General features: G+C 42.6%; 25 protein-coding genes. 9 read left to right on the top strand and 16 right to left on the bottom strand.

Annotated features, from left to right (window positions below; translation table 11 throughout):
• Positions 1-169: 169 nt before the first annotated feature.
• Complete coding sequence (gene rodA, locus I3254_RS11730; protein ID WP_057760433.1) at positions 170-1,312, bottom strand: rod shape-determining protein RodA; 1,143 nt, start codon at positions 1,310-1,312, stop codon at positions 170-172.
• Between the two features lie 284 nt (positions 1,313-1,596).
• On the opposite strand from rodA, the gene I3254_RS11725 reads away from it, so the two are divergent.
• Complete coding sequence (locus I3254_RS11725; RefSeq protein WP_238052980.1) at positions 1,597-2,544, top strand: D-Ala-D-Ala carboxypeptidase family metallohydrolase; 948 nt, start codon at positions 1,597-1,599, stop codon at positions 2,542-2,544.
• 268 nt (positions 2,545-2,812) lie between these two features.
• A complete protein-coding gene (locus I3254_RS11720; protein ID WP_102093395.1) occupies positions 2,813-3,388 on the top strand; it encodes a hypothetical protein in 576 nt (191 codons plus the stop codon).
• A 148-nt stretch (positions 3,389-3,536) separates the two neighbouring features.
• Here I3254_RS11720 and I3254_RS11715 read toward each other — a convergent pair whose 3' ends face one another.
• From I3254_RS11715 to I3254_RS11705, 3 genes are all read right to left on the bottom strand, one after another.
• Positions 3,537-5,114 (bottom strand): pitrilysin family protein, encoded by a 1,578-nt coding sequence (locus I3254_RS11715; protein WP_238052979.1) that lies wholly within the window; start codon positions 5,112-5,114, stop codon positions 3,537-3,539.
• Positions 5,115-5,181: 67 nt separating this feature from the next.
• Positions 5,182-6,678 carry a pitrilysin family protein gene (locus I3254_RS11710; RefSeq protein WP_238052978.1) on the bottom strand — a complete coding sequence of 499 codons (1,497 nt, stop codon included), beginning with the start codon at positions 6,676-6,678 and terminating at the stop codon, positions 5,182-5,184.
• Positions 6,679-6,743: 65 nt separating this feature from the next.
• A complete protein-coding gene (locus I3254_RS11705) occupies positions 6,744-6,893 on the bottom strand; it encodes a hypothetical protein (RefSeq protein WP_156410696.1) in 150 nt (49 codons plus the stop codon).
• 765 nt (positions 6,894-7,658) lie between these two features.
• Here I3254_RS11705 and ftsY point away from each other — a divergent pair.
• Together ftsY and I3254_RS11695 are read left to right on the top strand one after the other, a co-directional pair.
• The gene (ftsY, locus tag I3254_RS11700; protein WP_227526712.1) at positions 7,659-8,570 is read left to right on the top strand and encodes a signal recognition particle-docking protein FtsY; all 912 of its coding nucleotides are present in this window, start codon (positions 7,659-7,661) and stop codon (positions 8,568-8,570) included.
• A 54-nt stretch (positions 8,571-8,624) separates the two neighbouring features.
• Positions 8,625-9,191, top strand: coding sequence for a methylated-DNA--[protein]-cysteine S-methyltransferase (locus I3254_RS11695; RefSeq protein WP_238052977.1), 567 nt, complete (start codon positions 8,625-8,627; stop codon positions 9,189-9,191).
• An 80-nt stretch (positions 9,192-9,271) separates the two neighbouring features.
• Here the strand turns inward: I3254_RS11695 and I3254_RS11690 are convergent, their stop codons facing one another.
• The gene (locus I3254_RS11690; RefSeq protein ID WP_102091781.1) at positions 9,272-10,021 is read right to left on the bottom strand and encodes a YebC/PmpR family DNA-binding transcriptional regulator; all 750 of its coding nucleotides are present in this window, start codon (positions 10,019-10,021) and stop codon (positions 9,272-9,274) included.
• A gap of 317 nt (positions 10,022-10,338) precedes the next feature.
• On the opposite strand from I3254_RS11690, the gene I3254_RS11685 reads away from it, so the two are divergent.
• Positions 10,339-11,169, top strand: coding sequence for an ion transporter (locus tag I3254_RS11685; protein WP_057760421.1), 831 nt, complete (start codon positions 10,339-10,341; stop codon positions 11,167-11,169).
• A gap of 41 nt (positions 11,170-11,210) precedes the next feature.
• On the opposite strand, the gene I3254_RS11680 is transcribed toward I3254_RS11685, so the two are convergent.
• Together I3254_RS11680 and aroQ are read right to left on the bottom strand one after the other, a co-directional pair.
• Complete coding sequence (locus I3254_RS11680) at positions 11,211-12,512, bottom strand: AarF/ABC1/UbiB kinase family protein (RefSeq protein ID WP_238052976.1); 1,302 nt, start codon at positions 12,510-12,512, stop codon at positions 11,211-11,213.
• Positions 12,513-12,635: 123 nt separating this feature from the next.
• Positions 12,636-13,172, bottom strand: coding sequence for a type II 3-dehydroquinate dehydratase (gene aroQ / locus I3254_RS11675; protein WP_057760418.1), 537 nt, complete (start codon positions 13,170-13,172; stop codon positions 12,636-12,638).
• A 445-nt stretch (positions 13,173-13,617) separates the two neighbouring features.
• Here aroQ and I3254_RS11670 point away from each other — a divergent pair, with 445 nt between their 5' ends.
• Complete coding sequence (locus tag I3254_RS11670) at positions 13,618-13,833, top strand: cold-shock protein (RefSeq protein ID WP_057760416.1); 216 nt, start codon at positions 13,618-13,620, stop codon at positions 13,831-13,833.
• A 290-nt stretch (positions 13,834-14,123) separates the two neighbouring features.
• The gene (locus I3254_RS11665) at positions 14,124-15,278 is read left to right on the top strand and encodes a DEAD/DEAH box helicase (RefSeq protein ID WP_102091784.1); all 1,155 of its coding nucleotides are present in this window, start codon (positions 14,124-14,126) and stop codon (positions 15,276-15,278) included.
• A gap of 107 nt (positions 15,279-15,385) precedes the next feature.
• Here the strand turns inward: I3254_RS11665 and I3254_RS11660 are convergent, their stop codons facing one another.
• The 7 genes from I3254_RS11660 to I3254_RS11630 all read right to left on the bottom strand — a co-directional run bounded on the left by I3254_RS11660 (position 15,386) and on the right by I3254_RS11630 (position 20,233).
• Entirely contained in the window at positions 15,386-16,285 is a 900-nt protein-coding gene (locus tag I3254_RS11660) for a sulfite exporter TauE/SafE family protein (protein ID WP_238052975.1), read from the bottom strand.
• Between the two features lie 97 nt (positions 16,286-16,382).
• On the bottom strand, positions 16,383-16,643 hold the full coding sequence (gene ccoS / locus I3254_RS11655; RefSeq protein ID WP_227526711.1) for a cbb3-type cytochrome oxidase assembly protein CcoS: 261 nt from the start codon (positions 16,641-16,643) through the stop codon (positions 16,383-16,385).
• Positions 16,644-16,758: 115 nt separating this feature from the next.
• The gene (locus I3254_RS11650; RefSeq protein ID WP_238052974.1) at positions 16,759-17,487 is read right to left on the bottom strand and encodes a YdcF family protein; all 729 of its coding nucleotides are present in this window, start codon (positions 17,485-17,487) and stop codon (positions 16,759-16,761) included.
• 49 nt (positions 17,488-17,536) lie between these two features.
• Positions 17,537-18,577: a UDP-N-acetylmuramate dehydrogenase gene (murB, locus tag I3254_RS11645; RefSeq protein ID WP_238052986.1), complete on the bottom strand. Its 1,041-nt coding sequence runs from the start codon at positions 18,575-18,577 to the stop codon at positions 17,537-17,539.
• Between the two features lie 325 nt (positions 18,578-18,902).
• Positions 18,903-19,400 carry a low molecular weight protein-tyrosine-phosphatase gene (locus I3254_RS11640; RefSeq protein ID WP_238052973.1) on the bottom strand — a complete coding sequence of 166 codons (498 nt, stop codon included), beginning with the start codon at positions 19,398-19,400 and terminating at the stop codon, positions 18,903-18,905.
• Positions 19,401-19,607: 207 nt separating this feature from the next.
• Positions 19,608-20,030 (bottom strand): S4 domain-containing protein, encoded by a 423-nt coding sequence (locus tag I3254_RS11635; RefSeq protein ID WP_102091790.1) that lies wholly within the window; start codon positions 20,028-20,030, stop codon positions 19,608-19,610.
• Positions 20,031-20,128: 98 nt separating this feature from the next.
• The gene (locus tag I3254_RS11630; RefSeq protein ID WP_201579448.1) at positions 20,129-20,233 is read right to left on the bottom strand and encodes an excalibur calcium-binding domain-containing protein; all 105 of its coding nucleotides are present in this window, start codon (positions 20,231-20,233) and stop codon (positions 20,129-20,131) included.
• Here I3254_RS11630 and I3254_RS11625 point away from each other — a divergent pair.
• Complete coding sequence (locus tag I3254_RS11625; RefSeq protein ID WP_238052987.1) at positions 20,211-20,453, top strand: hypothetical protein; 243 nt, start codon at positions 20,211-20,213, stop codon at positions 20,451-20,453. The genes I3254_RS11630 and I3254_RS11625 overlap by 23 nt on opposite strands.
• 167 nt (positions 20,454-20,620) lie before the next feature.
• On the opposite strand, the gene ilvA is transcribed toward I3254_RS11625, so the two are convergent.
• On the bottom strand, positions 20,621-22,174 hold the full coding sequence (ilvA, locus tag I3254_RS11620; protein WP_238052972.1) for a threonine ammonia-lyase, biosynthetic: 1,554 nt from the start codon (positions 22,172-22,174) through the stop codon (positions 20,621-20,623).
• A gap of 306 nt (positions 22,175-22,480) precedes the next feature.
• Here ilvA and rpiA point away from each other — a divergent pair, with 306 nt between their 5' ends.
• Positions 22,481-23,140: a ribose-5-phosphate isomerase RpiA gene (gene rpiA / locus I3254_RS11615; protein ID WP_057760400.1), complete on the top strand. Its 660-nt coding sequence runs from the start codon at positions 22,481-22,483 to the stop codon at positions 23,138-23,140.
• A gap of 136 nt (positions 23,141-23,276) precedes the next feature.
• Here the strand turns inward: rpiA and argF are convergent, their stop codons facing one another.
• A complete protein-coding gene (gene argF / locus I3254_RS11610; RefSeq protein WP_057760398.1) occupies positions 23,277-24,200 on the bottom strand; it encodes an ornithine carbamoyltransferase in 924 nt (307 codons plus the stop codon).
• Positions 24,201-24,288: the final 88 nt, after the last annotated feature.

Raw genomic sequence — 24,288 nt, 5'->3', positions numbered from 1 at the left:
AAGCAGAGTTATGAAAATACGGTCGCTCTTGCTTGTGCTTATATCTGGCTCAAATTATGAATGTTCAACACGCCCTAGTAGTACAAAACAATTTATTTTAATGGTACTACCATAATCATCAGAACGACTTACTCGAAAGACGAATTATACAGACAGTATCTTATTCCAGTTAGCCGGATTTATGTGTATGGATAGACATGAGTAGGCCAAATCCTGCCATCAGAGTCACGATAGCCGTACCCCCATAACTAATAAATGGTAGTGGAACACCTACGACAGGCAAAATGCCGCCAACCATGCCGACATTGACGAATATATAAACAAAGAAAGACATAGCGATAGCACCAGCCAACAATCTACTATAAACATCAGGATGAGTGAAAGCGATATATAAGGCGCGTGATAAAAGGCAGAAATAAATGAACATCAGTAGCATCACACCGAGTAAACCAAACTCTTCGGAGAAGGCGGCAATAATAAAGTCAGTATGGCCTTCTGGTAGGAAATGTAGGTGTGATTGCGTGCCTTCTAGATAGCCTTTTCCAGTAAGACCACCAGAGCCAATGGCTGTCTTCGATTGAATGATGTTCCATCCAGCACCTTGTACATCTGCTTCAGGATTAAGGAGTGTTAATACCCGCGTACGCTGATAGTCATGAAGTAAAAAGTTCCAAGCAAAAGCAATAAACGGCACAGCTAAAATTACAGCAGCAGAAATCAATCGCCACGAGAGGCCTGCTAAGAAAAGCACAAATATGCCGCTAGCAGCGACCAGTAACGACGTACCAAGATCAGGCTCTTTAGCAATTAATAGCACCGGTACAATGATCAATGCTAAGGTAATAGCAATGCTAGATGCTGACGGTGGCAAATCACGCTTAGACAAAAACCAAGCACACATCATTGGCATGCCCAGCTTCATGAACTCTGAAGGCTGCACACTACCGAACCCAGGCAAATTGATCCAGCGCTGAGCACCCATACGTACTTCACCAATAATATCTACCAATACCAATAAGATAAGTCCTAAGACATAAAATATGGGCGTAAAAGTACGATAGAGACTAGGCGGTATCTGCGCCATAGTAAACATTACAGCGAATGCAACCCCATAACTGACCATTTGGCGAATGACCATACCAATATCTTGGCTTGCGGCGCTGTATAGAATCGTCAGACCAATACAACAGACCGTCAATAACAGTAAAGTTAACCATGGATCGATATGAATGCGTTGCCATAGTGTCGGTGCATGACCTTGACCCAAATGATGGCTCTGACGTGAAAAACGATATTGCGGGTTAGAAGACATAGGCAGAATTTGGCTAACAATTGGTGTAGGAGGGAAGTACTAACTAAATTATCTCATTATAAATAATGATGAGAAGCGTACTTAAAATTACCGATTTTAATAAAAGTATGCGAGCACGCGATGGCTATATAATTCACAAATAATAATAAAGTCACTCAATTATAAAAGTTGTAAGGATAAGTGTTAATTATCAATATTGGACTTCAAATTAGAAGCGATAGTTTAGCCTGCTTGTTGAAAATTTGATAGTATCGATAAAACGTTTTTAGCGGTAGTTTATTGCAATGATAAAATCAAAAATCCATGCGTATAGGCAAATTTGCCAACCTATTATCACCCTTATCCTATGTGCTGGCAGTGTCAGTGCTCATGCCGTTATCATCAGTGATGATAGTGAACGCCGTATTCAAATACGTCAAAGTAGCAGTACAAGCAATAACAGTAATGCGTATATAACGCCCTCTACTAACAGCTCAAATCAGCGTCCTGGTGTTACCATGTTGAGTGGTGCGAACGCATCAAATAGCGACAGTATGCAAAACTTGATTGTACAAAAACAGCGTGATTTCGAGATTGATGCTAGGTTGTCCATTGAAGAAAACAAACGTGTGAATGTAGTGAGACGCGGTACTACTTATAGTACAGCAAACAACACCTATAATGGTGCTTATAACGATTCTATGAATATGGACTTTAATGCATGGTTAAATAGCAATAGTTATCGTGCCAGACAAGTAGCAGAGTATGAGCGTTATCTTAGCGCACGAGTCGGATCACAGAATGTACCGCCATTGTCTCAACTGCTGACGACTGCCCGTAGTTGGAGTAAATGCGGATATGAGCCTTATCAACTGCCACCTCAAGAACTATGGTCTAACATTGTACCAACATTACGTCTTTATAGTGAGTTGAAAAACCAAGGTATTTTACCACTCAGCAGTGAGATACGTTCGGTATATCGTAACCCAGGTTTGAATGATTGTGCAGGCGGGGCAGACGGTAGTAAGCATATGAATGCAAGTGCTATGGATATCTGGGTACCTGAGTACGAAGACAATTTATGGCGCTTGAGTACCATGCATGATGGCTTATGCCAGTTTTGGCAGTATCAAGGACAGCCTTATAACTTTGGCTTAGGATTATATGCGACAGGGGCTATTCATTTAGATACTGATGGTTATCGTAAGTGGGGGTTCAATCACGCTAGTAGTTCCTCTTCTTGCCGCTATTAATTGATTTATCAAGAATCGAGAATTCAAATAATTATAAAGTTAGCCGAGATAACGCTAGATATATATTCATTTTTATATATACTATTCCGGTGTTTACTAAAAATAATAATTTTGTAATTATTTGGTAGGATTCATAGGATAGACGCATGAGTTCATTAAAAATTTGTTTGGTCTTTAAAAACTATGCTTTAATAATATCTGTTATCAATCGCCTTTATATTTTCATGGCTTATAAAGAAAACCACCAAATTTACTTTAAGCGAAAACTATGAAAAATCAGCGCTTGACAATGAAAAACTATCATAAATTAAATAACGAGAAGCAAAGTTTTTTGCACTCGAACTATAAGTATGGCGCTTTGTTTACTTCTGCACTTATGTCGGTATTATTGATTAATGCGTGTAGTACAGAGATGTCCTCTGAAAACAATATGATAGTGACGGATAAAGCTGATAGACATATACAAAGCTCTAAAGAGATAGAAGATAGTATCAAGAACTCTTACGCTCGTTTAGCCTCTAAGCGCTCTGATGTCTGTCCAAAATTAATTCAAGAAGAAACAGGTAATCAGGTTATCGAACGTATATCAGAGGTCATGGTAAATGACTACTGTGATTATTTCTTATATCCGCGAGAGGGTCAGCGCCTCAATGTTAAAGTAGATAACCGTCAAATAGAAGCGCTATTAATTGTGCCGACGCTACATAACTTTGCCAATGGTAATTATAAAGTGACGTCTTATGATAAGCATGTTATCCGTTTGAGCTATAACGGGGCTACCCATAAGCCTGAGCATTTTGTCTATGATGTTGCGCTAAAAATTTCTGACGCCAAGTATTCCTAATGCCAAGCATTAAGAATGTTCTGCTTCTTATTTAAAGATTATAGCCGTTCAAATATTTAAATGGACATATTATGAGTAGTATTTTTTACCATTTATAATACGTCCATTGGATTGATAACGCTTATTTCTAATATTGCTTCCTAGCGATTTATTTCTTACTGGTTTTTTCTACCACTTTCTTTTCTTTCCAAGGATCTTCTTGCCCAACCGTAACTATTAAAAAGTTATCAGGCTTTAGCGTATCTCGCATGGTTTGATTGACCTCTGAAAGTGTGACTTGATCAATGCGATTGGTATAGTCAGCTAAGTAATTATTCGGCAATTGGTAAAAATTCATCATTCCAAGTAAGCTATTAATACCAGCATTGCTCGCAAACCCCATCGGGAAGCTGTTTTTCAAATTATCTGTAGTTAAGCGCATCTCCTCATTGGTGATACCCTTGTCTAGCGTCTCATTGATAACCGCTAAGCTTGCATCAATAGCCGCACGCGCCTTGTCATTACGTGTCGAAAAACCAATCTGGTAGGGACCTCGAGAGAGCATTGGGTTCATCGATCCTGAGATTCCATAAGTATAGCCAAGGTTTTGTCTCACCTCCGTCATTAGCCGCGCATTAAAGTCACTGCCTGCCATGACTTCGTTTCCAACAGCAAAGTTGGTTTGCTGCTGCTGTGCTATTGGGTCGGTTGCCCTTTTGCTACCCAGCTGTCCCATGAGTACAGTGGTTTGAGTGCTTGGGAATGGAATATGAACGTGCTGCGCTTGAGTAAGCAGTTTCGGCTCAGGTAGATCAGTGGCAGCTTGGCCAGTAGGCAATTTAGCAGTGATGTCTTCTGCCAGTTTTTTGGCTTGTGCTAATGTCAGGTTGCCGGTCATAGCGACAGATGCGTTTGCTGCTACCAGATATTTGTTTTTAAAGTCTATCAGTTGTTGCTTTTCAATCGTAGGAACGCTTTCTAGTGTGCCGACTGATGGATGCGCGTAAGGGTGAGTACCATATAGAGCATCATTGAAAGCGATACTTGCTAAGCTATTAGGATCTTGTTTTTGTTGCTGCAGGCCTACCAACAGTCTTGCTTTATTGCGAGCTAGAACTTGCTCGTCAAAGGTAGGTTCACTCACCATCTGTGTCATTAAGTCAATGGCTGGCAGAAGATGCTTGTCATCAGATAGGCTACGCAGTGAAACAATAAACATATCTTTATATGCGCTACTGCTTAGATTGATGCCCAACGTTTCCACTGCACGTGTAAATGCGTTCTCATCTAGACTTTTGGAGCCCTGTTCGAGCATCGTCGCTGTCATATTAGCAATACCAAAACCATCCTTTTTGATACTACCATCACGCGCGCTACCAGCATTAAAACGCAAATCCACATCGACGATTGGCAAGGTGGTCGTTTGTACAAACATAACAGGTACGCCAGACTTGGTCTTAAACTGTTGAATGGTCGGTACGGTGACTTTTAAAGGTTTGTCATCATCTAAGCTGGTCAGTTTAGATAAGGCAGCAATTGGCGCACTTGCATCGACTGCAGCAGGTGCGCGGTAATCTTCAGCAGCTGTTGTATCTGCCTGCGCGGTAGTAGCTAAGACGCTAAAAGCAAAAATTACGCTAGCACTGAGGTAGGCTCGCTTTTTAGATGCGATAGTGCTGCTTATAGAGGATGAAGCAGTCTTAAAAGATTGTTGTCTTGCTTTAGAGTCGTATTTATTCTGAATCATGAGTTTCTTCTTATTAAGAATACGGTGCTATGGCCATTTTTATGAGACGTTTGATAATAGGCAGCGACTATTTCGCTGGGGTTTTACTGTCTTTAGGTGGCACGACATGCATCACCGTCAAGTTGTCTTTGACCAAATACTTTTTACTAGCAGCCTGAATGTCAGCCACACTGATACCGTCGAGCTTAGCTGGTAACTTAGCAAGCAGTCTGTCATCTAGACCGATAGATTGTAACGAGCCAATCATACGTGCCTGTCCTTCCATGCTGTCTTGCGCATAAATCAAACCAGTAACCGTATTGGTCTTGGCGCGACTGATCTCGTCATCGGCAATAGGATCGGTTTTTAGCTTTTCTATTTCCGAAGTTATGGCTTGTTGTGCTTGCTCTAAGCTGACGCCTTCACGCGGTGTTGCTTGAATCAAAAACAGCCCATCACCGCGATCTAACAAGTCGTAAGAAGTACCAACTGTAGTAAGCAGACCTTGCTCACGTATTAGTCGACTCTCTAAGCGTGCAGATAAGCCGCCATCGAGCACATCTTGCGCAAGTGACAGGGCATAAGCTTGTTTTTCATTGTTTGAGCCTGCCGTGGCAAGGCTTGGCACGTTGTAACCCATCAGTAGAACGGGCACTTGTACGGCTTGCTCGGAGTCTACCTTTTGATAACCACGAAAGCCTTTTTGAGTCACAGAAGTGCGCTTGGGTAGGTTGCTTTTTTCTAAATCACCGAAGTAACGTTTTACTTGAGTGAGTACTTCTTGTGGTTGTACGTCGCCGACAATGACTAACGTTGCATTATTTGGTGCATACCACGTCTTATACCAGTCTTTTAGATCTGAAAGTTTAATCGATTCTAGCTCGTTCATAGGTCCAATGACAGATTCGCCTTTTGGGCTGTCAGGTAAGGCCAGCAGACGAAATGACTCATACGCTTTGGCAAGGGGATTGTCATCAGTACGTTGGCGACGCTCTTCCATGACCACTTGATGCTCTTTGGCAAATTCTTTGTCATCGAATATAAGGTTTTTCATGCGATCTGCTTCAAGCTCTAACGCTAATGGCATACGATTGGCAGGGAATAGCTCGTAGTACCCCGTATAGTCATAGCTGGTAAAGGCATTGTTGACGCCGCCAAACTTAGCAATTAGCCGCTCATAATCATCACTAGAGACATTGGTCGTGCCCTTAAACATCATGTGCTCAAGCAAGTGAGAGATACCACCTTTATCAAGAGGCTCATCTGCCGAGCCCACTCGGTACCAGATTTGTGTCATAGCGACTGGGGCACGGTGGTCTTCTTTTATAACGACTTTTAGACCGTTTTCTAACTGATATTCATGTCGACCTGACATGTCCATTGTCAACTCAGACGGCTGTGTGTCTTTGCTCGTTTTATTTTCATCTGACATATTTTGAGCCGAGCTATCTGTTGTGATTGAGCTTGTCGCGGTTGCAGAGTTAGTAGGTATCGTATTGGTTTGACATGCAGCAAGTGACGCTGCTACTGCTAAGGCACAAGCAATGCGTAATGGCGCAGCTGCTAGAGGTAAAGACAATGACATGGTATGGTCTACTTATATAAAATAATAACTGAAGAATTAAATGCTAATCATAGTAATAAATGGCATTACAAAGAGGTCTGAGCACCAACCATAACACTAGCAGTCGGTCTAAACTCTTGCGTAGTGGTGCAACCTGTCACTAATATAGTCGTCGTTAATAAAACCGCCACACTGATGCTGCTGATTTTTTTGTAGTGCTTAGAGAATAATGACATAACGGATTCCTAATAAGTATTTATCGAATAAGTCTTGGTAGAGTAGGCGAAGTCTGACAAGTAACAGGTCAGAATTTTGTGTCCAAACCTTAAGCAAAACTTTCTCAAATCATCGAGTGATTTTTTAAACAGATAAATTTTGACGATAGTCTAATAGGGTAAGGGCTGAGCATGACTTGAATTATGCTAAAATAGGTCAAAATTAGATATTATGTCGCTTGTAGCCAGATGACAATATGTAAATCCATTAACAATAAACAAATAGTTGATCGTGATAACTTTTAGGGCAAATTTATGAACAACCCAAACAATAGCAACCGCATAGTCATTAACCTTGATGCTGGTCTTGACGACTTAGATGACGATGATATTACCTTACCCAGTCTACCAGTGCAATCTGTGCCCATTATTGATGAAACAGAGAGTATTGCTCCACAGAAGGACAGTACGGTAAACCAGGACGTCTCTAGCAATGATGCTGCAGAAAATATTGCTTTGGCGACGCCAATTGTCATGACAGAAGAGCATAATGTTCCTAAAGGTAATTCTGAAAGCTTTTCGAGCGCTACAGAGACAGCCGCTGCTACAAGTCAAACTAATACTGCGTCAACCATTCCTGCTATGCCATTGCAAGAGCAATTGGGCGATACACCAAGTGTAAACCTAGTGGCTGACAATGACGCACAGGTAGCTACTACTAAAGAGCCTACTACAGAGTCACAAGAGACTAAAGAAAATAAGAAAAAGGGCAGCTGGTTCAACCGTATGAAAACGGGCCTCAGTAAGTCACGCAAAAACTTAGCCGAAGGCATGGTCAGTATCTTAATCGGTGGTAAAGAGATTGATGACGAGCTATTAGAAGAAGTTGAAGATCAGCTATTGGTAGCCGATATTGGCGTCAACGCGACGAACCGTATCATCAAGAGCCTCACCGAGCAGACAGATCGTGGTGACTTGATCTATGCACACTCTCTATATAAAGCATTGCAAAGTGAGTTGGTTGATATCCTTACACCAAAAGTTGAGCCATTGGTGATTGATACTAGCAAAAAGCCGTTTGTTATATTGGTAGTAGGGGTCAATGGCGTAGGGAAAACCACAACGATTGGTAAGCTTGCCAAGCGCCTACAAGGTGAAGGCAAATCAGTCATGCTGGCAGCGGGCGATACGTTCCGTGCGGCAGCTACTGAGCAGCTACAGATTTGGGGCGAGCGCAATCATATTCCAGTGGTAGCTCAAGGTCATGGTTCTGACAGCGCTTCTGTCATTTTTGATGCAATGCAGTCAGCCAAAGCAAAAAATATCGATGTGCTTATCGCCGATACTGCGGGACGTCTGCAAAACAAGACACATTTAATGGCAGAGTTGGAGAAAGTCGTACGTGTCATGCGTAAAGCGGATCCAAGTGCCCCGCATGAAGGTATGATTGTGCTAGATGCTGGCACGGGTCAAAATGCTATCAACCAAGTCGAACTGTTTAATAAAGTTGTGCCACTGACAGGTATTACTATTACTAAGCTAGACGGTACTGCTAAAGGTGGTGTGGTATTTAATATTGCCGAAACGACAGATGTGCCTATCCGCTATATCGGTGTGGGTGAGTCGATTGATGACTTGCGTTCTTTTAGTCCGAAACAATTTGTCGCCGCTTTGTTCGAGACCGACGATAAAGAATAAGAGAGCCAGTTTTAATTGGTAAATCATTTTTGAGATAATTTGGAAGTAGACGCTATGATAGTTACCACAGCAGCCTTTGGGTCACATCGATTAACACTGATTGCTCGTGTCAATGGGCATGGTCAGCCTATGCTCGTTGAAGCCAACTGGCTGCTAGCAGGTAACTCATGGCATAGCTCAAAATCTGTACCCAAAATTAAAAAGTACTATGGACTGACAGATGAAGACTTTACCTTTATAGATAAAAATAGCCTAAGCATGAATGAACCTGCTCAAGCGTTATTAATAGAAACGATTTTTCAACTTAAAGACTATGCTGATGGTAAACGTAAGACATTGGATTTGCCTTTAGATTTCTCTATGGGTACTGAGTTTCAGCAAAGAGTATGGCAGGCACTACAAGGTATTGAGTATGGCGAAACCATCAGCTATGCCACATTAGCAAAGCGTGTGGATAGTCCAAAAGGATTTCGCGCGGTTGCGAATGCTAACAGCAAAAACCCTTTTAGCATTATCGTGCCTTGTCATCGAGTGATTGCAAGCGATGGTAAGCTCGGTGGTTATACAGGCGGGCTAGATAAAAAAGAGTATTTACTAGCACTAGAAGGAAGTTGGACGTAAAAATGAGTCCAAATCTGTCTTAATAAAAAAGGGCCAAATACTTTTAGTATCTGGCCCTTTTTACTGAAAAATTAATACGCTTATGCTTCAAGTTGCGCCATGACGTCAGCAGAGAAGTTCACGTTAGTATAAACCTCTTGCACATCATCAGCATCTTCTAACATATCAATCATCTTCATGATCTTTTCAGCATCATCGACATTGTCGATCTCAGCCGTGGTAGATGGTGACATAGTGACCTCGGCGTTGTCAGAAATAAGACCAGCCGCATTAAGGGCATCTTGGACTTGACCAAAACTTTCCCATTCAGTAATAACGAGCAAGCTTTCACCATCGTTTTCGATATCAACGGCGCCCGCATCTAGTGCAACGAGCATGACCTCATCTTCTAAACTAACATCGTTAAAAGTAATTTCGCCACGTTTAGTGAATAAATACGCAACTGAGCCTGATGTGCCAAGATTACCATCATTCTTGGTAAAAGCATGACGTACTTCGCTGACCGTACGGTTAAGGTTATCAGTCATGGTTTCGACCAATACAGCCACACCACCAACACCATAGCCTTCGTAACTGACTTCTTCCATATTCTCATTATCGCCACCACCTGTACCACGGTCGACAGCACGATTAATCGTGTCGCGCGTCATATTGACGGATAGGGCTTTTTCGATAACGGCACGTAAGCGTGGGTTTTTGTCAGGATCGGGATCGCCTTGTTTGGCAGCTGAAACGATTTCACGAATAATCTTGGTAAATATCTTACCTCTTACTGCATCCTGACGGGCTTTGCGGTGTTTAATATTTGCCCATTTTGAATGGCCTGCCATATAACATCCTTAAGTTCTACATACTATTTTTATGGGTAAAAAGAGTGATCAACAACAACCTTCGGTATCTGATTGCCTGATTTTATACTATCATTACTTTGTCTATTTGAGGTAGTAGTGCTACTAGCACGTTAACGATTTGTATGTTGTTGAGAGTGCTTTTTTGCTACACTGTGGCAACTTATAGATTGTATTCACTGTGATAGGTGAGCGATATTATAAACCAGTTTTAGCTATTTTGACCAACTTGCCCTTATCCATCACATTTTAAGTCATTGCGTGCTATCAAGCCATTGATTTTATAAAGTACTGATTCTATGAAGCAACCAACCGCCGAAGCTCTTACACACTTGCGTAACCGTACGCATATCATTATTGAAGGCACAGATACTCGTCTGGGCAAGCTCTTTGATATTGTATTGCTGATTGCAATTTTAGCCAGTGTGGCCGTCGTCATGCTTGATAGTGTGCTATATATGCGTTTGCAGTATGGCACGTTGTTCTTTTATGCAGAGTGGTTTTTTACCATTTTGTTTACTATTGAGTATGCGTTAAGGCTGTTTTCAGCACCCAACCGCTTACGCTATGCTTTTAGCTTCTTTGGGATAGTGGATTTACTGTCTGTATTGCCAAGTTATTTGAGCTTAATGTTTGTAGGCGTGCAGTATCTACTCGTGATACGGGTATTACGTATTTTACGTGTGTTCCGTGTTCTTAAGCTCAAAGCCTATATGCAACAGGCTGGGTTTTTGGCTTCCGCATTAAAGACCAGTCAGCAGAAAATTACGGTTTTTTTCTTATCGCTTGTATTGTTGGTAACCATCTTTGGTTCAATTATTTATGTGGTAGAAGGGCCGGAAAATGGATTTACCAGTATTCCACTGTCTATCTACTGGGCAGTTGTCACGATGACAACGGTTGGCTATGGTGATATGTCACCCAAAACACCGCTCGGCCAAGCAATTGCAACCATGGTCATGATCACCGGTTATTCGATTATTGCTGTACCAACAGGTATCTTCACGTCAGAGCTAGCACGTAACATGCGTCCACAACTTAACCCAGTAACTTGCCCGAACTGTGGTAAATTCGGCCATGCAGTAGGGGCAGACTTTTGTGATCGTTGTGGGCACGCGCTACATATCTAGAGATAGATTTAATCGTGGCAGTCAACATACCTACTACGCATCTACGCATCAATGTATTCATCAACCAGTGGTGACAGGTCGATCTCGACGCCTAGATTGACCAGATTCCAGTATTGTCCTGATACAGTACGGTCTAGCATCATAGTGGTGGCTGAGGGTTGAAACTGACCGAAGTACTTTAAAGACGTACGCATCTGTGCGATTGCCTCATGATGGACTTGGCTACTACCAAAATCAAAATTTCCTTCTTGATACGGGCTAATGGATAAAGGTTTGAGTCCGATTGATAGCCACTTTTCATAAAACTCACCAGGGATGTTCTTGTCATCTTCGCGGCGAATATCTAGCGCAATCAAATCTTGCTCAAGTGCGGTGACGTCACCTTTTAGTGCATGTTTGACAAAGCGTTTAAATAGCTGCACTTCGCTATCACTATAACTGCGGATACCCCCAAAATCATAAGCCACGACACTGCCGTCATGACGGAACGCGAAGTTACCTGGATGAGGATCGCAGTGCATACGGTATAAGCCAAATAGCTGCCCTGCGGTAAAATGAAACAGACGCTCTGCTATTTTTTGTTTGACGTCATTGTCCCATGTCGCAGCGACAGTCAATGTCTCTCCCATCTCTTCGGTCAACGTTAAAATCCGTCTAGAAGAATGGCTGCTAATCACTTTGGGAATAATAAGGCCTTCATCTTCTGCATGAAAAGCACCAAACACGCGTAAGTTATGAGCCTCTTTGACATAGTCCAATTCATCATGCAAGCTCTGGCGAATCTCATTAAAAAGCTGCTCTTGTAGGTGCTTACTCATATTGAGCACGCCAGCGATTTTCAATGCCATACGTACTTGTTTGAGATCGCTATCGCAGTTTTCATCGACATCAGGATACTGGACTTTGACCACCACTTTTTGACCCGATGGCAACGTTGCTTTGTGTACCTGTCCAATGGATGCTGCGGCAAAAGGTGTCTCTTCAAACGCGCTAAACAATTCTAAGATTGGCGCTTTCAACTCACGTTCAACTTGAGCTCGTATCTGCGCATACGGCATTGGCGGCGCATCTTTCTGTAGCTTTTCGAGCGCTGATGCAACCTCAGGCGGGAACACATCCTTATATTGTGAAGCAATCTGTCCGACCTTCATCACTGCGCCTTTCATCTCACCCAACGTTTCGGCAATTTGAACGCCCACGTCTTGCATCAGATCTGAGCGAGCTTGCAGACGTTTTTCTTCGTCACTTGAGAGATGCTTAAATGAGTTTTTAGCGGCTTTGCCAGCAATACTTGCTGTCATACCAGCGAGTTTCATAAAGCGTTTTCCGGACGATTTTGCCATTCATGTCACCGTATAATGGGTTGTTTGCTCAGTCGTAATTCTATTATTTTAATTGCAAGATTACTGTTTGACTAATGTGTGAAGACGCGAGTAATCATTTACAAAAAAGTAAGCACAGTCATATCATTTGTTTGTGTCAACTGCATACATATTGCTCAACCAGTAATCAAGCGCCATTTGATAACCCAATTGTCCCAAGCCGCAAATGACTCCGACCGCAACGTCACTTAGATATGAATGATGACGGAAAGGTTCACGGGCATGAACATTGGATAAATGTACTTCTATAAATGGCTTTTGGGTGGCCAATAGCGCGTCGCGTAGAGCCACTGAAGTATGCGTAAATGCAGCCGGATTGATAATAATAGCGTCAATTTGGGCAGATTTATCCGCCAATAATCCATGATGCTGAATGTCGTCTACTAGCTTACCTTCATGGTTGGACTGTATGCATATTAACTCTACACCGTGGCGTGCGGCGCGCTCAACTAGTTGCTTTTCTATATCAGCAAGTGTCGTATGACCATAAATATGCGGTTCCCGTTTACCTAGTAAATTCAGATTTACGCCGTTTACCAGTAGTAATTTATGAGTCAGTATTTGATTTGAATTTTCGTTAGTCGATTGTTCGGCTGTTTTTGACGGAGTAGAGGAGGTCATAATGGTCTCGGTAACTATTGAGCGATGTTAATAATTTATAATAATATATGAATAATTTAAGGCGCGAGCTGCCAAGCTAAATTGGCTTCAACGCATTTTGCTCTTTATCATAACAGCTTGCCAGCTAGGTTATAAAAATTTGTCTAAAAAATTATTTAGATATCAAAAAGCATATTAAAAGTCTTTATGTTGCTAAAAACCCGTGCTATGATATTTTTTATGCAATAAATATTGCAAGTTTGTTGCTATCATCGAATTTCATGACGATAAGTGCGTTTGGCGAATTCGTTATGGACACACTATGTAGGTAATTAAAGCACTACATAGATGATGGTAAGTAGAGTAGTAATACTCTTAATGTTTGATTTCATAATCTTAGACCCTGTTTATATGCAATGTCGCAAAGGAAGCTAGGGCTAAGCGGACTTTTTTAGGAAGTAATATTATGTCAGCTCGTGAGCAAGGTATCGTTAAGTGGTTTAATGACTCAAAAGGCTTTGGTTTCATTCAACGTGACAGCGGAGAAGATATTTTTGTCCATTTCCGCGCGATTCAGGGTGATGGCTATCGTTCTCTAAAGGATGGCGAAAAAGTTGAGTTCAGTGTAGTGGAAGGTGACAAAGGTCTGCAAGCTGAAGAAGTCAGAAAGATAGAAGAGTAATTTACTCAGACATTAAAGCGGTTTAGTTATAATGTCTGTACAAACTACTGATATACTACTGAGTCAAGCCCATCTTATCTTACCTATGTTGAATGAACTGCAGCATATTTGGTAGGATTGGATTTGGGCTTGGCTTTTTTTATGCCTATATGTCTGATGGTTTTCCACAGACTCGATAAGGCTACTTTTACTGATTACGATTTAAACGCTACATTTGACACTATAAAGGTTCATTGTGAGCCTATTTATAATTAATAAAATACAAGCAATTCATTTAAAAGGATATTTTTTTGAGCAATTTTACAACGTTTACTGATTTGCCACTTTCCACAGCGACCCTGCGTGCAGTAAGTGATCTAGGCTTTACTGAATTGACGCCCATTCAAGCAAAGATACTACCGCATACATTGGCACATCAAGATGCTATCGGACAAGCACAAACGGGCACAGGGAAAACAGCGACTTTTCTACTGACTATTATGGAAGCCTTGCTTAAGCGTCCATTTACCAACGACGAAGAGCGCTATCTTGGTGAGCCGCGCGCTGTGGTCATGGCGCCAACTCGCGAACTGGCTCAGCAAATATTTGATGACTGCATTGCATTAACCAAATATACCTCGCTACATAGTGTTTGTATTATGGGCGGTACCAACTATGAAACTCAGCAGCACGAGCTTGAACGTCAATACGTTGATATCTTGGTAGCGACGCCTGGCCGTCTAATTGACCTTGCTAACAAAGGCATGGTCTATCTAGATAGAGTAGAGGTGCTGGTACTTGATGAAGCCGATCGCATGTTAGATATGGGGTTCATTCCTGATATCAAACGCCTAGTTGGTCGAATGCCTGCCAATACCGATCGCCAAAGCTTGTTGTTTTCTGCAACCTTTAACCAAGATGTTATGAATTTGGCCTATCGTTGGTTACATGAGCCTCAGTTTGTTGAAATTGAGCCTGAACACAAGACCAGCGAGTTAGTAGATCAGCATTTTTATTTGCTGACAGAAGATCAAAAGCTAGATGCCTTGCAGCGTATTATCAGTGATGAAGCAGTAGAGAAGGTCATCGTCTTTGCCAATCGTAAAGACCAAGTAAAGCGTCTGTATCACAAGCTGCGTCAAGCGCATAATATTGTGATGCTCTCGGGCGATGTCATTCAGCAAAAACGTGAGAAATACTTACAGCGATTTAAAGATGGTCACGCTTCTATTTTGGTGGCGACAGATGTAGCAGGGCGCGGTATCCATGTCGATGATATCAGCCATGTGGTCAATTTTACTTTGCCTGATCAGCCAGATGATTATGTACATCGCATTGGTCGTACGGGCCGTGCAGGCCAGACAGGTATTAGTATCAGCTTTGTGAGTGAGGATGATGCCTTTAATATACCGGCATTAGAGAAGCATTTAGAAACCAAGTTTACGCTTGAGCAATGGCAGGAATAATTGCTATAAACTGAGCATTATTCAAAAAATAAAAGCCCTCAATATCGAAAATGGTATTGAGGGCTTTTTTATATGCTAAGTGTTAATAGTATCTGTTACCGATGACTTTATTGAGTGTGTTCCATCATCTCAGTATGCTCATGGTGATTCATGTCCACTGATTCATCACTCATGTCATTCATACTATGATCCATATGGTCGTCCATATCCTGCATGTTGTGATCCATGTCTGCTGCCATATCCGTATCATGATTCATTTGGCTCATGTCGTGAGAGTCCATATCAGACATCATAGCAGTGTGGCTACCATGATTCATCTCACCATGGCCGCCATGCATATTTGCCATGACCATCGGCACGACTGCTACTGCCAACCCTGATATGACCATAACCGCACCATTTAACTGCCTTAAGCGAAAACGTCCGATCTTATCACGTAGCCAACCGACTGTTTCATGCGTCGCAACCAACATCGGTATGGTTCCTAGACCAAAGACAAACATCAACGCAGCACCGCTTAATGGATTATGAGCAACGACCGCAATTAGTAGAGCGCCATATACCAAACCACAAGGCAAAAAGCCCCAAAGCAACCCTGCTGTTAATGCGCGCGGAAAAGTATTAAGTGGAAATACCTTTTGACGCAATGGGCTAAGATACTGCCAAAAGCGCATACCAAAACGTTCAAGCTTAGTCAAAAACGGCGCACCAAGCATCGTCACACCGACGAATACCAGTACCAATCCTAATAAAATACGCGGTGTACTATTACCCATCATCAATGGCTTTAATACGGTAATACCGATTAGCCCTGCAATTAAACCCAATAATGCGTAACTCGTTAAACGCCCAAGATGGTAAGTAGCCACCAAGGCACGGCGTTTGGCGGGGCTGACATCTTTCATAGACAGACCAAACGCGGTCACAAGACCGCCACACATGCCTAAGCAATGCGGTGAACCAAAGAATCCCATTAGTAATGCCGCCACAAGTAAAGCGATGGTCATGAATGCGTCTCCTAAGAATGGTAAAGGGCGAACTTGCTAGTGCTGAATTATTTAATAAAACGGCACCAATAAATTACGCATGTATAAGGCAGATAAATTAGATTTCTGAATCTTTATTTATCTCAGAATGATCGTTATTTCCATCAGTTGCGGCTGTTTTATCTTGCTGCTGGGTAGGTGCTGAGCGTTCATGAGCCTGCATAGTTTGGCGGCGTTCTTGACGGTCATCCAATATAATACGCTGTGATGCATTGTCCAGATCTTCGAATTGATTTGACTTGACCGCATAACGCACTGCCCAAATAGCAACCACAAACAGCATGAGACTTAATGGAATTAATAAAAATATACTGAGCATGGCAAATCTCTTAAATAGCAGTGTCTCTTATTATTATACACCCATCACAAATGTAGTGGATGTTCGGTAGTATTTAGAATGCGTCTCTCAATGGTATCGTATACATCTTTAACGTTTATTCGTCAGAGTTTTTTGTGGCATTGCCTCTTGGGGTTAATAGCTGCTGCGAAGTCACATCATTGGCATGGCGGCAGTCCATCTGGGGACGTATCACATCGCGCAGATAGGCTGCGACCTCATAGACAGCGCGCCGTGAGTGACTTAAGTTGTGTGCAGGCTTCATCCAGTCGCGTCTTACTGGCAGTGGCGCAGGGAGTGGTGTGCTATTGATACCATTTAAGGCAAACTGTCTGCGTGCACGCGCCATATGATAGCTATCAGTAATCAGATATACATGGCGTAGCGGAATACGTTTGGCTGTAAAACGGGCGTTTTCACATGTATTCATGCTAGCATTTTCGCTGATCAGTCCGTCGATACCGTGTTCCATCAACCATTGACCGAGCCATGGAGCTTCGGCGCCACTCAGTACAATCGGTAGAGGTAAGTCATGGTAAGCGCCTGCAGCGGTACGAGCACGATTAAGACTATAGCGGTTTAGGATAATTTGGTTGTTGTGGTCATTGGTCAGACCGCCGCCTAGGACTACATAAGCGGTAGGCGGTGAGCTCATGGCAGCAGCAGGCATATCAGGTAGGGGTAGTAGAGAAAAGATATAAACGATTGCTTGCGAAAATAGCGGGGTAAATAGGCTAATAATCACTAAAATGACGGACGTAGAGCCTAGTATAAAAGTAATATTGATAATGCGAAAAAGCGTCACCATGCGTTCAGAAAACCGCAAGTAATATCGCCATAATCGTTTAGATAATAGCCGCTTAGACCATGATTTTTTAGGCCACATGCTCAGCATATCCAATTGAGCCATCAGCATTTACCCAGACTGGCTCACGTGACAATTGAATGGCAAATTTTTCATAGACAGTAGCAGCGATATATTTCTGCGCTATGGCTACATCCTCTTGCGTGGCTTGCTGAGGCGTATGGTTGGTCAGTACGAGTGCTTGCTGCTTATGCGTAAAAATAGGTGCAATGCCGCCCCCTTTTAACCCTGCTTGCTCAATGAGCCAACCTGCAGCAACCTTTACCATTGCATCAGGCATCGCATAACCAACGATAGCTGGATAAGTTGCTTGCAGCGCTGTGAACTGCTCCTGAGCGATAATAGGGTTTTGAAAAAAACTGCCACAATTAGGTAGCTGCTTCGGGTCTGGCAGCTTTTGTTGTCTAATATCTATAATAGCTTGCATAACATCAACAGGAGTTGCTTGCTCGCGCCCTTGTTGCTGCGCATAGCGCTGCGCCACAGTCTGTACATCGCCATAACTGGCTAAAATATTGGCAGGATCAGTATGTAATCTGAAACCCACACGACTAATAAGCCATGTGTTTGGTGTGCGTTTAAAGATACTGTCACGATAGCCAAATTGGCAATCAGCAGCTGATAAATGATGCCAAGTTTGTGTCGGCAAATGATAGGCACGTACATACTGTAAGCGGTCTTCTAATTGTACGCCGTATGCACCGATATTTTGTATGGGTGCTGCGCCCGTCAGGCCCGGTATTAGTGCAAGATTTTCTAACCCATACCAACCTTGATTGACCGTATGTACGACCAAATCATGCCAGTTTTCGCCAGCCATTACTTCGATATCGACATAATCGTCGGTTTGATTGGTCAGATGAATACCACGCATCTTTGGCTGCAATACTATGGCGTTCAACGCTTCAGGTAATAAAACATTACTACCGCCAGACAACACAAACAGTGGCAATTTGTTTGCTATATCTTCTATATAAGTTGCCATAAAACTGTCAAGCTGCGCCTCATTCTCTAATGTCACGACAGAGTCAGCAACACAGGCCAATGCCATCGTATTGTCATGTGATAAGTCGATCGAATCATTGACTACGGCAGTCGCTGAGACATTCGAAACATCAGTGGCGATGCTAGACTGAGCACTGTGGTCAAGGCGTGAAGCTTGGGTCATAACGTAGCCTATGTGGCAAAATGATAATAAATGATAATAAATGATAAGGTAGCTATAATTGATTCAATTTAAAAGAGATACAAGGCAACTGAGTGCAGACGTAACTGTGATACTTTAAGCGAGGTTAACGCTGTAGCTCTTTTATAGAGGATTAATCATATTATAGAGGATACCGGATGCAAGAGTAGCAGAAATATAGACGGTATGGCTAGCAGGCTTTCCAGCTTTCTATCCAAGCTTGGGCGCTTGATTCGATACGCTCGATCACTTCTTCAAAATCATCGTTATCGCCTTTATATGGATCTGGCACATCGCTACCGCAATAGGTAGGGTCTTCTTCACTGAACAGTGCTAGTGTTGCTAAACTATCTTCTGATTCTGCAATGCTGTCTTTGATCGCTTGTAGATCAGCTAGATTCTGTGAATCCATGGCTAAGATTAAATCAAAATTATGAAAATCATTGGCACTGACTTGACGAGCGACCAGCTTATTGATTTTGTAGCCGTGTGACTTAGCATGACGTTGTGAGCGAGCATCAGGCGCACTACCAACGTGCCAATCACTGGTGCCTGCTGAGTCTACTTTTATGGATAGTCCAGCAATCGCTGCTTGCTGACGAAAAACTTCTTCAGCAGTAGGGGAGCGGCAGATATTTCCCAAACATACCAATAATACAGACGAGGGAGTACAGGCTTTCATCAGCATAATATGACCTTCTATAACAAAAAAAACATGCTATAAGAGACCGGCATTGTTAATGCGGCTTTTATTAGCATGCAATCGATTGAATCAGCTGCTAGCGTAACGCTTAATGCTTGGAATGGCAAGGATAGAGACTAAACAATAGCGTCATTTAACAATGAAGCTTTGGCCATATGATGCATGGCCAAAAGGCGAGATAGTGAAATGGTTTTAATCTTGATTACTTTTAAAACGCTGTAGATCGCGTCGCTCTTTTTTGTTGGGCTTGTTGTCAGGACGAGCAAGGTTGGCCAGTTTGCGCTGTTCGGCATAGTAAGCACGGCGCGTCTCGCTCTCTTTGGTCTCTGAATATAGCACTTCAGCGGCAGTCGCATTGCCACGCTGTGCAGATAGCGCCTCAACAACGACAGTCTTTTCGGTCATAGCGGTCGCTGAGCCTTGGCGAATGGTTAGCTCATCTCCGACTGAAATCTCTTTACTGGTTTTTACCCGGCTACCGGCATAGTGTACGCGTCCACTTTCAATCGCTTGCTTAGCAAGGGTGCGTGTACGATAAAACCTAGCTGCCCATAGCCATTTATCGAGACGTATTTTCACCAAACCTTGGTTATTGTCATCAGTATTTTTTTTCATAAGAGTCACTCTGCATTCGTTTTTATATTAAATCATAGTTTTATATAAACAATATTAGGGCAACTTTAATATTTGCAAATAGATTTGATAACTGTGGGTTAGTTGCACCATTGTTGTTCACAAGGTACACCATCGTGGTTACCATCCATTTTAGTATTAGGACAGTAGTTTGTAAAATAGGTGGCTTCTGCACAGGATGTCATTTGTGAGCAATGTGTTCTGCCGTCACATGAAAAGTTTGAGGTCGGTTGTGTCGATAAGGCCGGGGTTGCAGTTGGCGCCGATGTTGAAGTGGTACCCAAATCAACGTATGTTGGCGGTATATCATCAATATTATCAACGTCATTAGAGGTAAGAGTAGGTTGCGTTACGATATCTGCTGCTGCATTGGTTGCAGGTTGGTGTACCGTGTTCTTAGGTTGAAGGAATTTATAACCTATAAGCACGAAAATCAGACAGGTCAATATCACTAATACTTTGTTTATCACTGTGCCATACCTGCCAGCTCATAATTACTATTAATATAAAAATGGCAGTTTTTAATCGACTTAAAAACTGCCATTAGGTAAGAAATATGATATCTATTTTTACTATCTCAAAAACAACTGATAGCCAATATTGTCATTGACCGTGGCACAGTCATAACCAATATCTAAAAGTGCGTCTTGTAACTGACGAGAGTTGCCTTCGGAGGCTTGCAGGCCAACCAGTACACGACCTTCAGCAGCCCCATGGTTGCGGTAATGGAATAAGGTAATATTGAAGTCATCACCCAATTTCTCTAAGAACGTTAGCAATGCGCCTGGACGTTCTGGGAATACCACTTGTAGCAATTGCTCGTTTTCGACATGAGCATGACCACCAATCAAATGACGGATATGTGATTTGGCGATATCATCATCAGTCAGGTCGTGAGCAGTGTAGCCATCGTCTGACAATTGGTTACTAATGGTTTGACGCTCTTTTTCGCCTTCTTTTAAAGCGATGCCAACGAAGATTGAAGCAGGTTCCATTGAATCTGGTGATTTTTTGCTATCAGCACGGTAGTTAAACTCTGTGATATTACGACCGTGTAGACTGCGACAGAAGTTCAAGAAAGCGCCCGTTTGTTCAGGGATAGTGACCCCAAAAATGGCTTCTTTTTTCTCACCAATTTCAGTACGCTCAGCGATATAACGTAGGCGGTCAAAATTCATATTGGCACCGCAAATAATGCCGACGCAGTTTTTGTCTTGAATATTATTGGCTTCGATATACTTTTTCATACCAGCGACTGACAGTGCGCCAGCAGGCTCAACAATGCTACGGTTTTCTTCAAATATATCTTTAACGGCTGCACACACCTCATCATTGGTACAAGTGATCACTTCAGGCTCAACGATAGGACCTGAGTTATCGCTTTTTTGTGTACGGACGACGTCAAAAGGCAATTCACCAATCTGCGCGACTGCCACGCCATCAACGAACAATCCTACTTGCTCGAGCTTGACACGTTCACCTGTTTCAAGCGCGGCTTTTAGACAAGCTGACTGCTCGGCTTCTACCGCAATCACTTTGACATGTGGTGCCACTTCGCCTAAGAATGCGGCCACACCAGAGATTAGGCCACCACCACCAACGGCAACAAACACATAGTCCATGTTGCGCCACTGCTGGGTCAGCTCAAGACCGATGGTACCTTGTCCTGCGATGACCAGTTCATCGTCATAAGGTGGTATAAAGGTAAGTCCCTCGCGTTCAGCACGATCAATCGCATAGCAGTTTGCTTGATCAAAGCTATCACCGTGCAGATCTACATTACCACCAAGTGCTCTTACCGCATCCACTTTGATATCAGGAGTCGTGGTTGGCATGACGATGATGTTATTTAGTGATAGTTTGCGCGCAGAGTAAGCCACGCCTTGCGCATGATTACCTGCCGAAGCACAAATCACACCGCGCGCTTTTTGCTCATCGCTCAACTGACTGATACGGTTATAGGCACCGCGCAATTTAAATGATTTGACTGGTTGTAAGTCTTCACGCTTAAATCTAATGTCATTGGCAAAACGTTGGGTCAGCTTGGGCGCCGTTTCAAGTGGTGTTTGAATAGCAACGTCATAGACGGTGGCTTGTAAGATGGCTCGTACCCAGTGTGACAGCATAGTAATCCCTAAACAGAATGAATATAAAAAGTGTAAATGAATATAAAAACGAAATAGATTAGCCTATGCCGATTTTTAGTATCTTGCAAGACTCAATTGCAGTTTTCTTGAGATTTCATGCTCAAATTTACATGAAGTGCAAGTATTTGACGAAGTTAAGTCTTAGGTCGGCAAGATAGGACTCACAAATTAGCGTCATGATGCGCTAACATCCATTAATATCATCGGTTATAATAGCCGCGCATTTTATCTGTTTTAGCCTTTTACTTTTTTTAAGACCATACGTTTATTTTCCAAGGATTTATGATGAGTGATCAGCAAGCACAAAAGCAAGCCGCGGCCAAAGCTGCTCTAAGCTATATCGAAGACGATATGATACTTGGGGTAGGGACAGGTAGTACGGTCAACTGTTTAATTGAGTTGTTGCCACAATTGAAGCTTGCTGGCGCTGTCGCTAGCTCACAGGTGACAGAAGACAAACTTCGTGCGCTTGGTATCGAAATAGTCGATTTAAACTTTGCTGGTACGTTGGATGTTTATATCGATGGTGCGGATGAAGTCAATGAACACTTGCAACTTATCAAAGGCGGCGGCGGTGCATTGACTCGCGAAAAGATTGTGGCAGCCGCTTCAAACAAGTTCGTCTGTATGGTCGATGATAGTAAAAGTGTTGATATATTAGGTCGCGCGTTTCCAGTACCGATTGAAGTATTACCACAAGCACGCTCTTATGTGGCTCGCCAATTGGCCAAATTAGGCGGTGAGCCAGTATATCGTGAAGACTTTGTCACTGATTATGGTAATGTCATTCTAGACACCTATGATTTGGATGTGAGTAATCCAATCGCGCTCGAAAAAGAGCTAAATAATATCGTAGGTGTGGTCTGTAATGGTATCTTTGCAGCAAACCAAGCAGACGTTTTGCTAAAAGCAGGTGCTAATGGCGTGACAACGCTCACGCGTTAAACTATCTTTGAATCATTTGTATAACCAAAAAAGCCGTCCAGATCTGGACGGCTTTTTTATTTGAGAACTTATTTAGGAGGGTACTAGCAAGTTTTTTTACTATTGATCTCACTGTCTTTTTACAGAATAGTCTAAGTTATGCAGGTAACTTGATTTTGTCTTTAAGTAAAAACTCCATCAATGCTTTTTGTGCATGTAAACGGTTTTCAGCTTCATCCCATACGACAGAGCGTGGGTCATTAAGCATATCATGAGAGATTTCCTCGCCGCGATGGGCTGGCAAGCAATGCATAAACACCACTTCAGGATCGGCTTTGTCTAATAGAGACGGCGTCACTTGATAAGGCGCAAAACGACGTGCACGCGTGTTTTGCTCTGATTCTTGACCCATACTTGCCCACACATCGGTGACAATTAAGTTAGAATCTTTTGCCGCATCTTGTACGTTTTCTACCAGACTGACGCAGTGTGAGAAACGTTCCATAAGTTTCGGATCAGGCTCAAACCCATAAGGCGCTGCCACGCGTAATTCAAAACCAAACTGATTTGCAGCTTGCATAAATGAGGAGCACATATTGTTGCCATCACCGACCCACGTGACGATCTTATTTTCGATACTACCGCGATGCTCGTAATAGGTTTGCATATCAGCAAGCAACTGGCAAGGATGATAGTCATCGGTCAACGCATTGATAATCGGTACACTGGAATATTCAGCAAAGGTTTCAACTTTTTCATGACCAAAGGTACGAATCATAATGATATCTACCATGCTGGAAATCACGCGTGCTGAATCTTCTAGTGGCTCGCCGCGACCGAGCTGCGTATCGTTTGGTGATAAAAATATGGCGTTACCACCAAATTGACCCATGCCCGTCTCAAATGAGATACGGGTACGCGTTGAAGATTTTTCAAATATCATGCCAAGCGTACGACCAACAAAAGGCTGGTATATCTCGCCTGCGTGTTGCATCTTACGCAATTCGCTTGCGCGTTTGATTAAGTTTTCTAGTTCTTGTTTGGTTAAATCAGATAAGGTTAAAAAATGGCGCAAACTCATAGTAATCCTAGCAGTCGATCGCAGTCAGTGAAACGTCATCAGTCTTCAATAGCATCGCGTCAGTGCGTATACTGGGTTGACAACAAAC

Source organism: Psychrobacter sp. Ps2 (genome assembly GCF_022129405.1).
GTDB lineage: Bacteria > Pseudomonadota > Gammaproteobacteria > Pseudomonadales > Moraxellaceae > Psychrobacter.
This window is presented reverse-complemented; position numbering and strand designations above follow the sequence as displayed.

What these genes read in the sequence shown, in the direction of transcription:
- rodA (WP_057760433.1), bottom strand. Translation starts at nt 1,312, where the DNA reads ATGTCTTCTAACCCGCAATATCGTTTTTCACGTCAGAGCCATCATTTG.
- I3254_RS11725 (WP_238052980.1), top strand. Translation starts at nt 1,597, where the DNA reads ATGATAAAATCAAAAATCCATGCGTATAGGCAAATTTGCCAACCTATT.
- I3254_RS11720 (WP_102093395.1), top strand. Translation starts at nt 2,813, where the DNA reads ATGAAAAATCAGCGCTTGACAATGAAAAACTATCATAAATTAAATAAC.
- I3254_RS11715 (WP_238052979.1), bottom strand. Translation starts at nt 5,114, where the DNA reads ATGATTCAGAATAAATACGACTCTAAAGCAAGACAACAATCTTTTAAG.
- I3254_RS11710 (WP_238052978.1), bottom strand. Translation starts at nt 6,678, where the DNA reads ATGTCATTGTCTTTACCTCTAGCAGCTGCGCCATTACGCATTGCTTGT.
- I3254_RS11705 (WP_156410696.1), bottom strand. Translation starts at nt 6,893, where the DNA reads ATGTCATTATTCTCTAAGCACTACAAAAAAATCAGCAGCATCAGTGTG.
- ftsY (WP_227526712.1), top strand. Translation starts at nt 7,659, where the DNA reads ATGAAAACGGGCCTCAGTAAGTCACGCAAAAACTTAGCCGAAGGCATG.
- I3254_RS11695 (WP_238052977.1), top strand. Translation starts at nt 8,625, where the DNA reads ATGATAGTTACCACAGCAGCCTTTGGGTCACATCGATTAACACTGATT.
- I3254_RS11690 (WP_102091781.1), bottom strand. Translation starts at nt 10,021, where the DNA reads ATGGCAGGCCATTCAAAATGGGCAAATATTAAACACCGCAAAGCCCGT.
- I3254_RS11685 (WP_057760421.1), top strand. Translation starts at nt 10,339, where the DNA reads ATGAAGCAACCAACCGCCGAAGCTCTTACACACTTGCGTAACCGTACG.
- I3254_RS11680 (WP_238052976.1), bottom strand. Translation starts at nt 12,512, where the DNA reads ATGGCAAAATCGTCCGGAAAACGCTTTATGAAACTCGCTGGTATGACA.
- aroQ (WP_057760418.1), bottom strand. Translation starts at nt 13,172, where the DNA reads ATGACCTCCTCTACTCCGTCAAAAACAGCCGAACAATCGACTAACGAA.
- I3254_RS11670 (WP_057760416.1), top strand. Translation starts at nt 13,618, where the DNA reads ATGTCAGCTCGTGAGCAAGGTATCGTTAAGTGGTTTAATGACTCAAAA.
- I3254_RS11660 (WP_238052975.1), bottom strand. Translation starts at nt 16,285, where the DNA reads ATGACCATCGCTTTACTTGTGGCGGCATTACTAATGGGATTCTTTGGT.
- ccoS (WP_227526711.1), bottom strand. Translation starts at nt 16,643, where the DNA reads ATGCTCAGTATATTTTTATTAATTCCATTAAGTCTCATGCTGTTTGTG.
- murB (WP_238052986.1), bottom strand. Translation starts at nt 18,577, where the DNA reads ATGGCATTGGCCTGTGTTGCTGACTCTGTCGTGACATTAGAGAATGAG.
- I3254_RS11640 (WP_238052973.1), bottom strand. Translation starts at nt 19,400, where the DNA reads ATGCTGATGAAAGCCTGTACTCCCTCGTCTGTATTATTGGTATGTTTG.
- I3254_RS11635 (WP_102091790.1), bottom strand. Translation starts at nt 20,030, where the DNA reads ATGAAAAAAAATACTGATGACAATAACCAAGGTTTGGTGAAAATACGT.
- I3254_RS11630 (WP_201579448.1), bottom strand. Translation starts at nt 20,233, where the DNA reads ATGACATCCTGTGCAGAAGCCACCTATTTTACAAACTACTGTCCTAAT.
- ilvA (WP_238052972.1), bottom strand. Translation starts at nt 22,174, where the DNA reads ATGCTGTCACACTGGGTACGAGCCATCTTACAAGCCACCGTCTATGAC.
- rpiA (WP_057760400.1), top strand. Translation starts at nt 22,481, where the DNA reads ATGAGTGATCAGCAAGCACAAAAGCAAGCCGCGGCCAAAGCTGCTCTA.
- argF (WP_057760398.1), bottom strand. Translation starts at nt 24,200, where the DNA reads ATGAGTTTGCGCCATTTTTTAACCTTATCTGATTTAACCAAACAAGAA.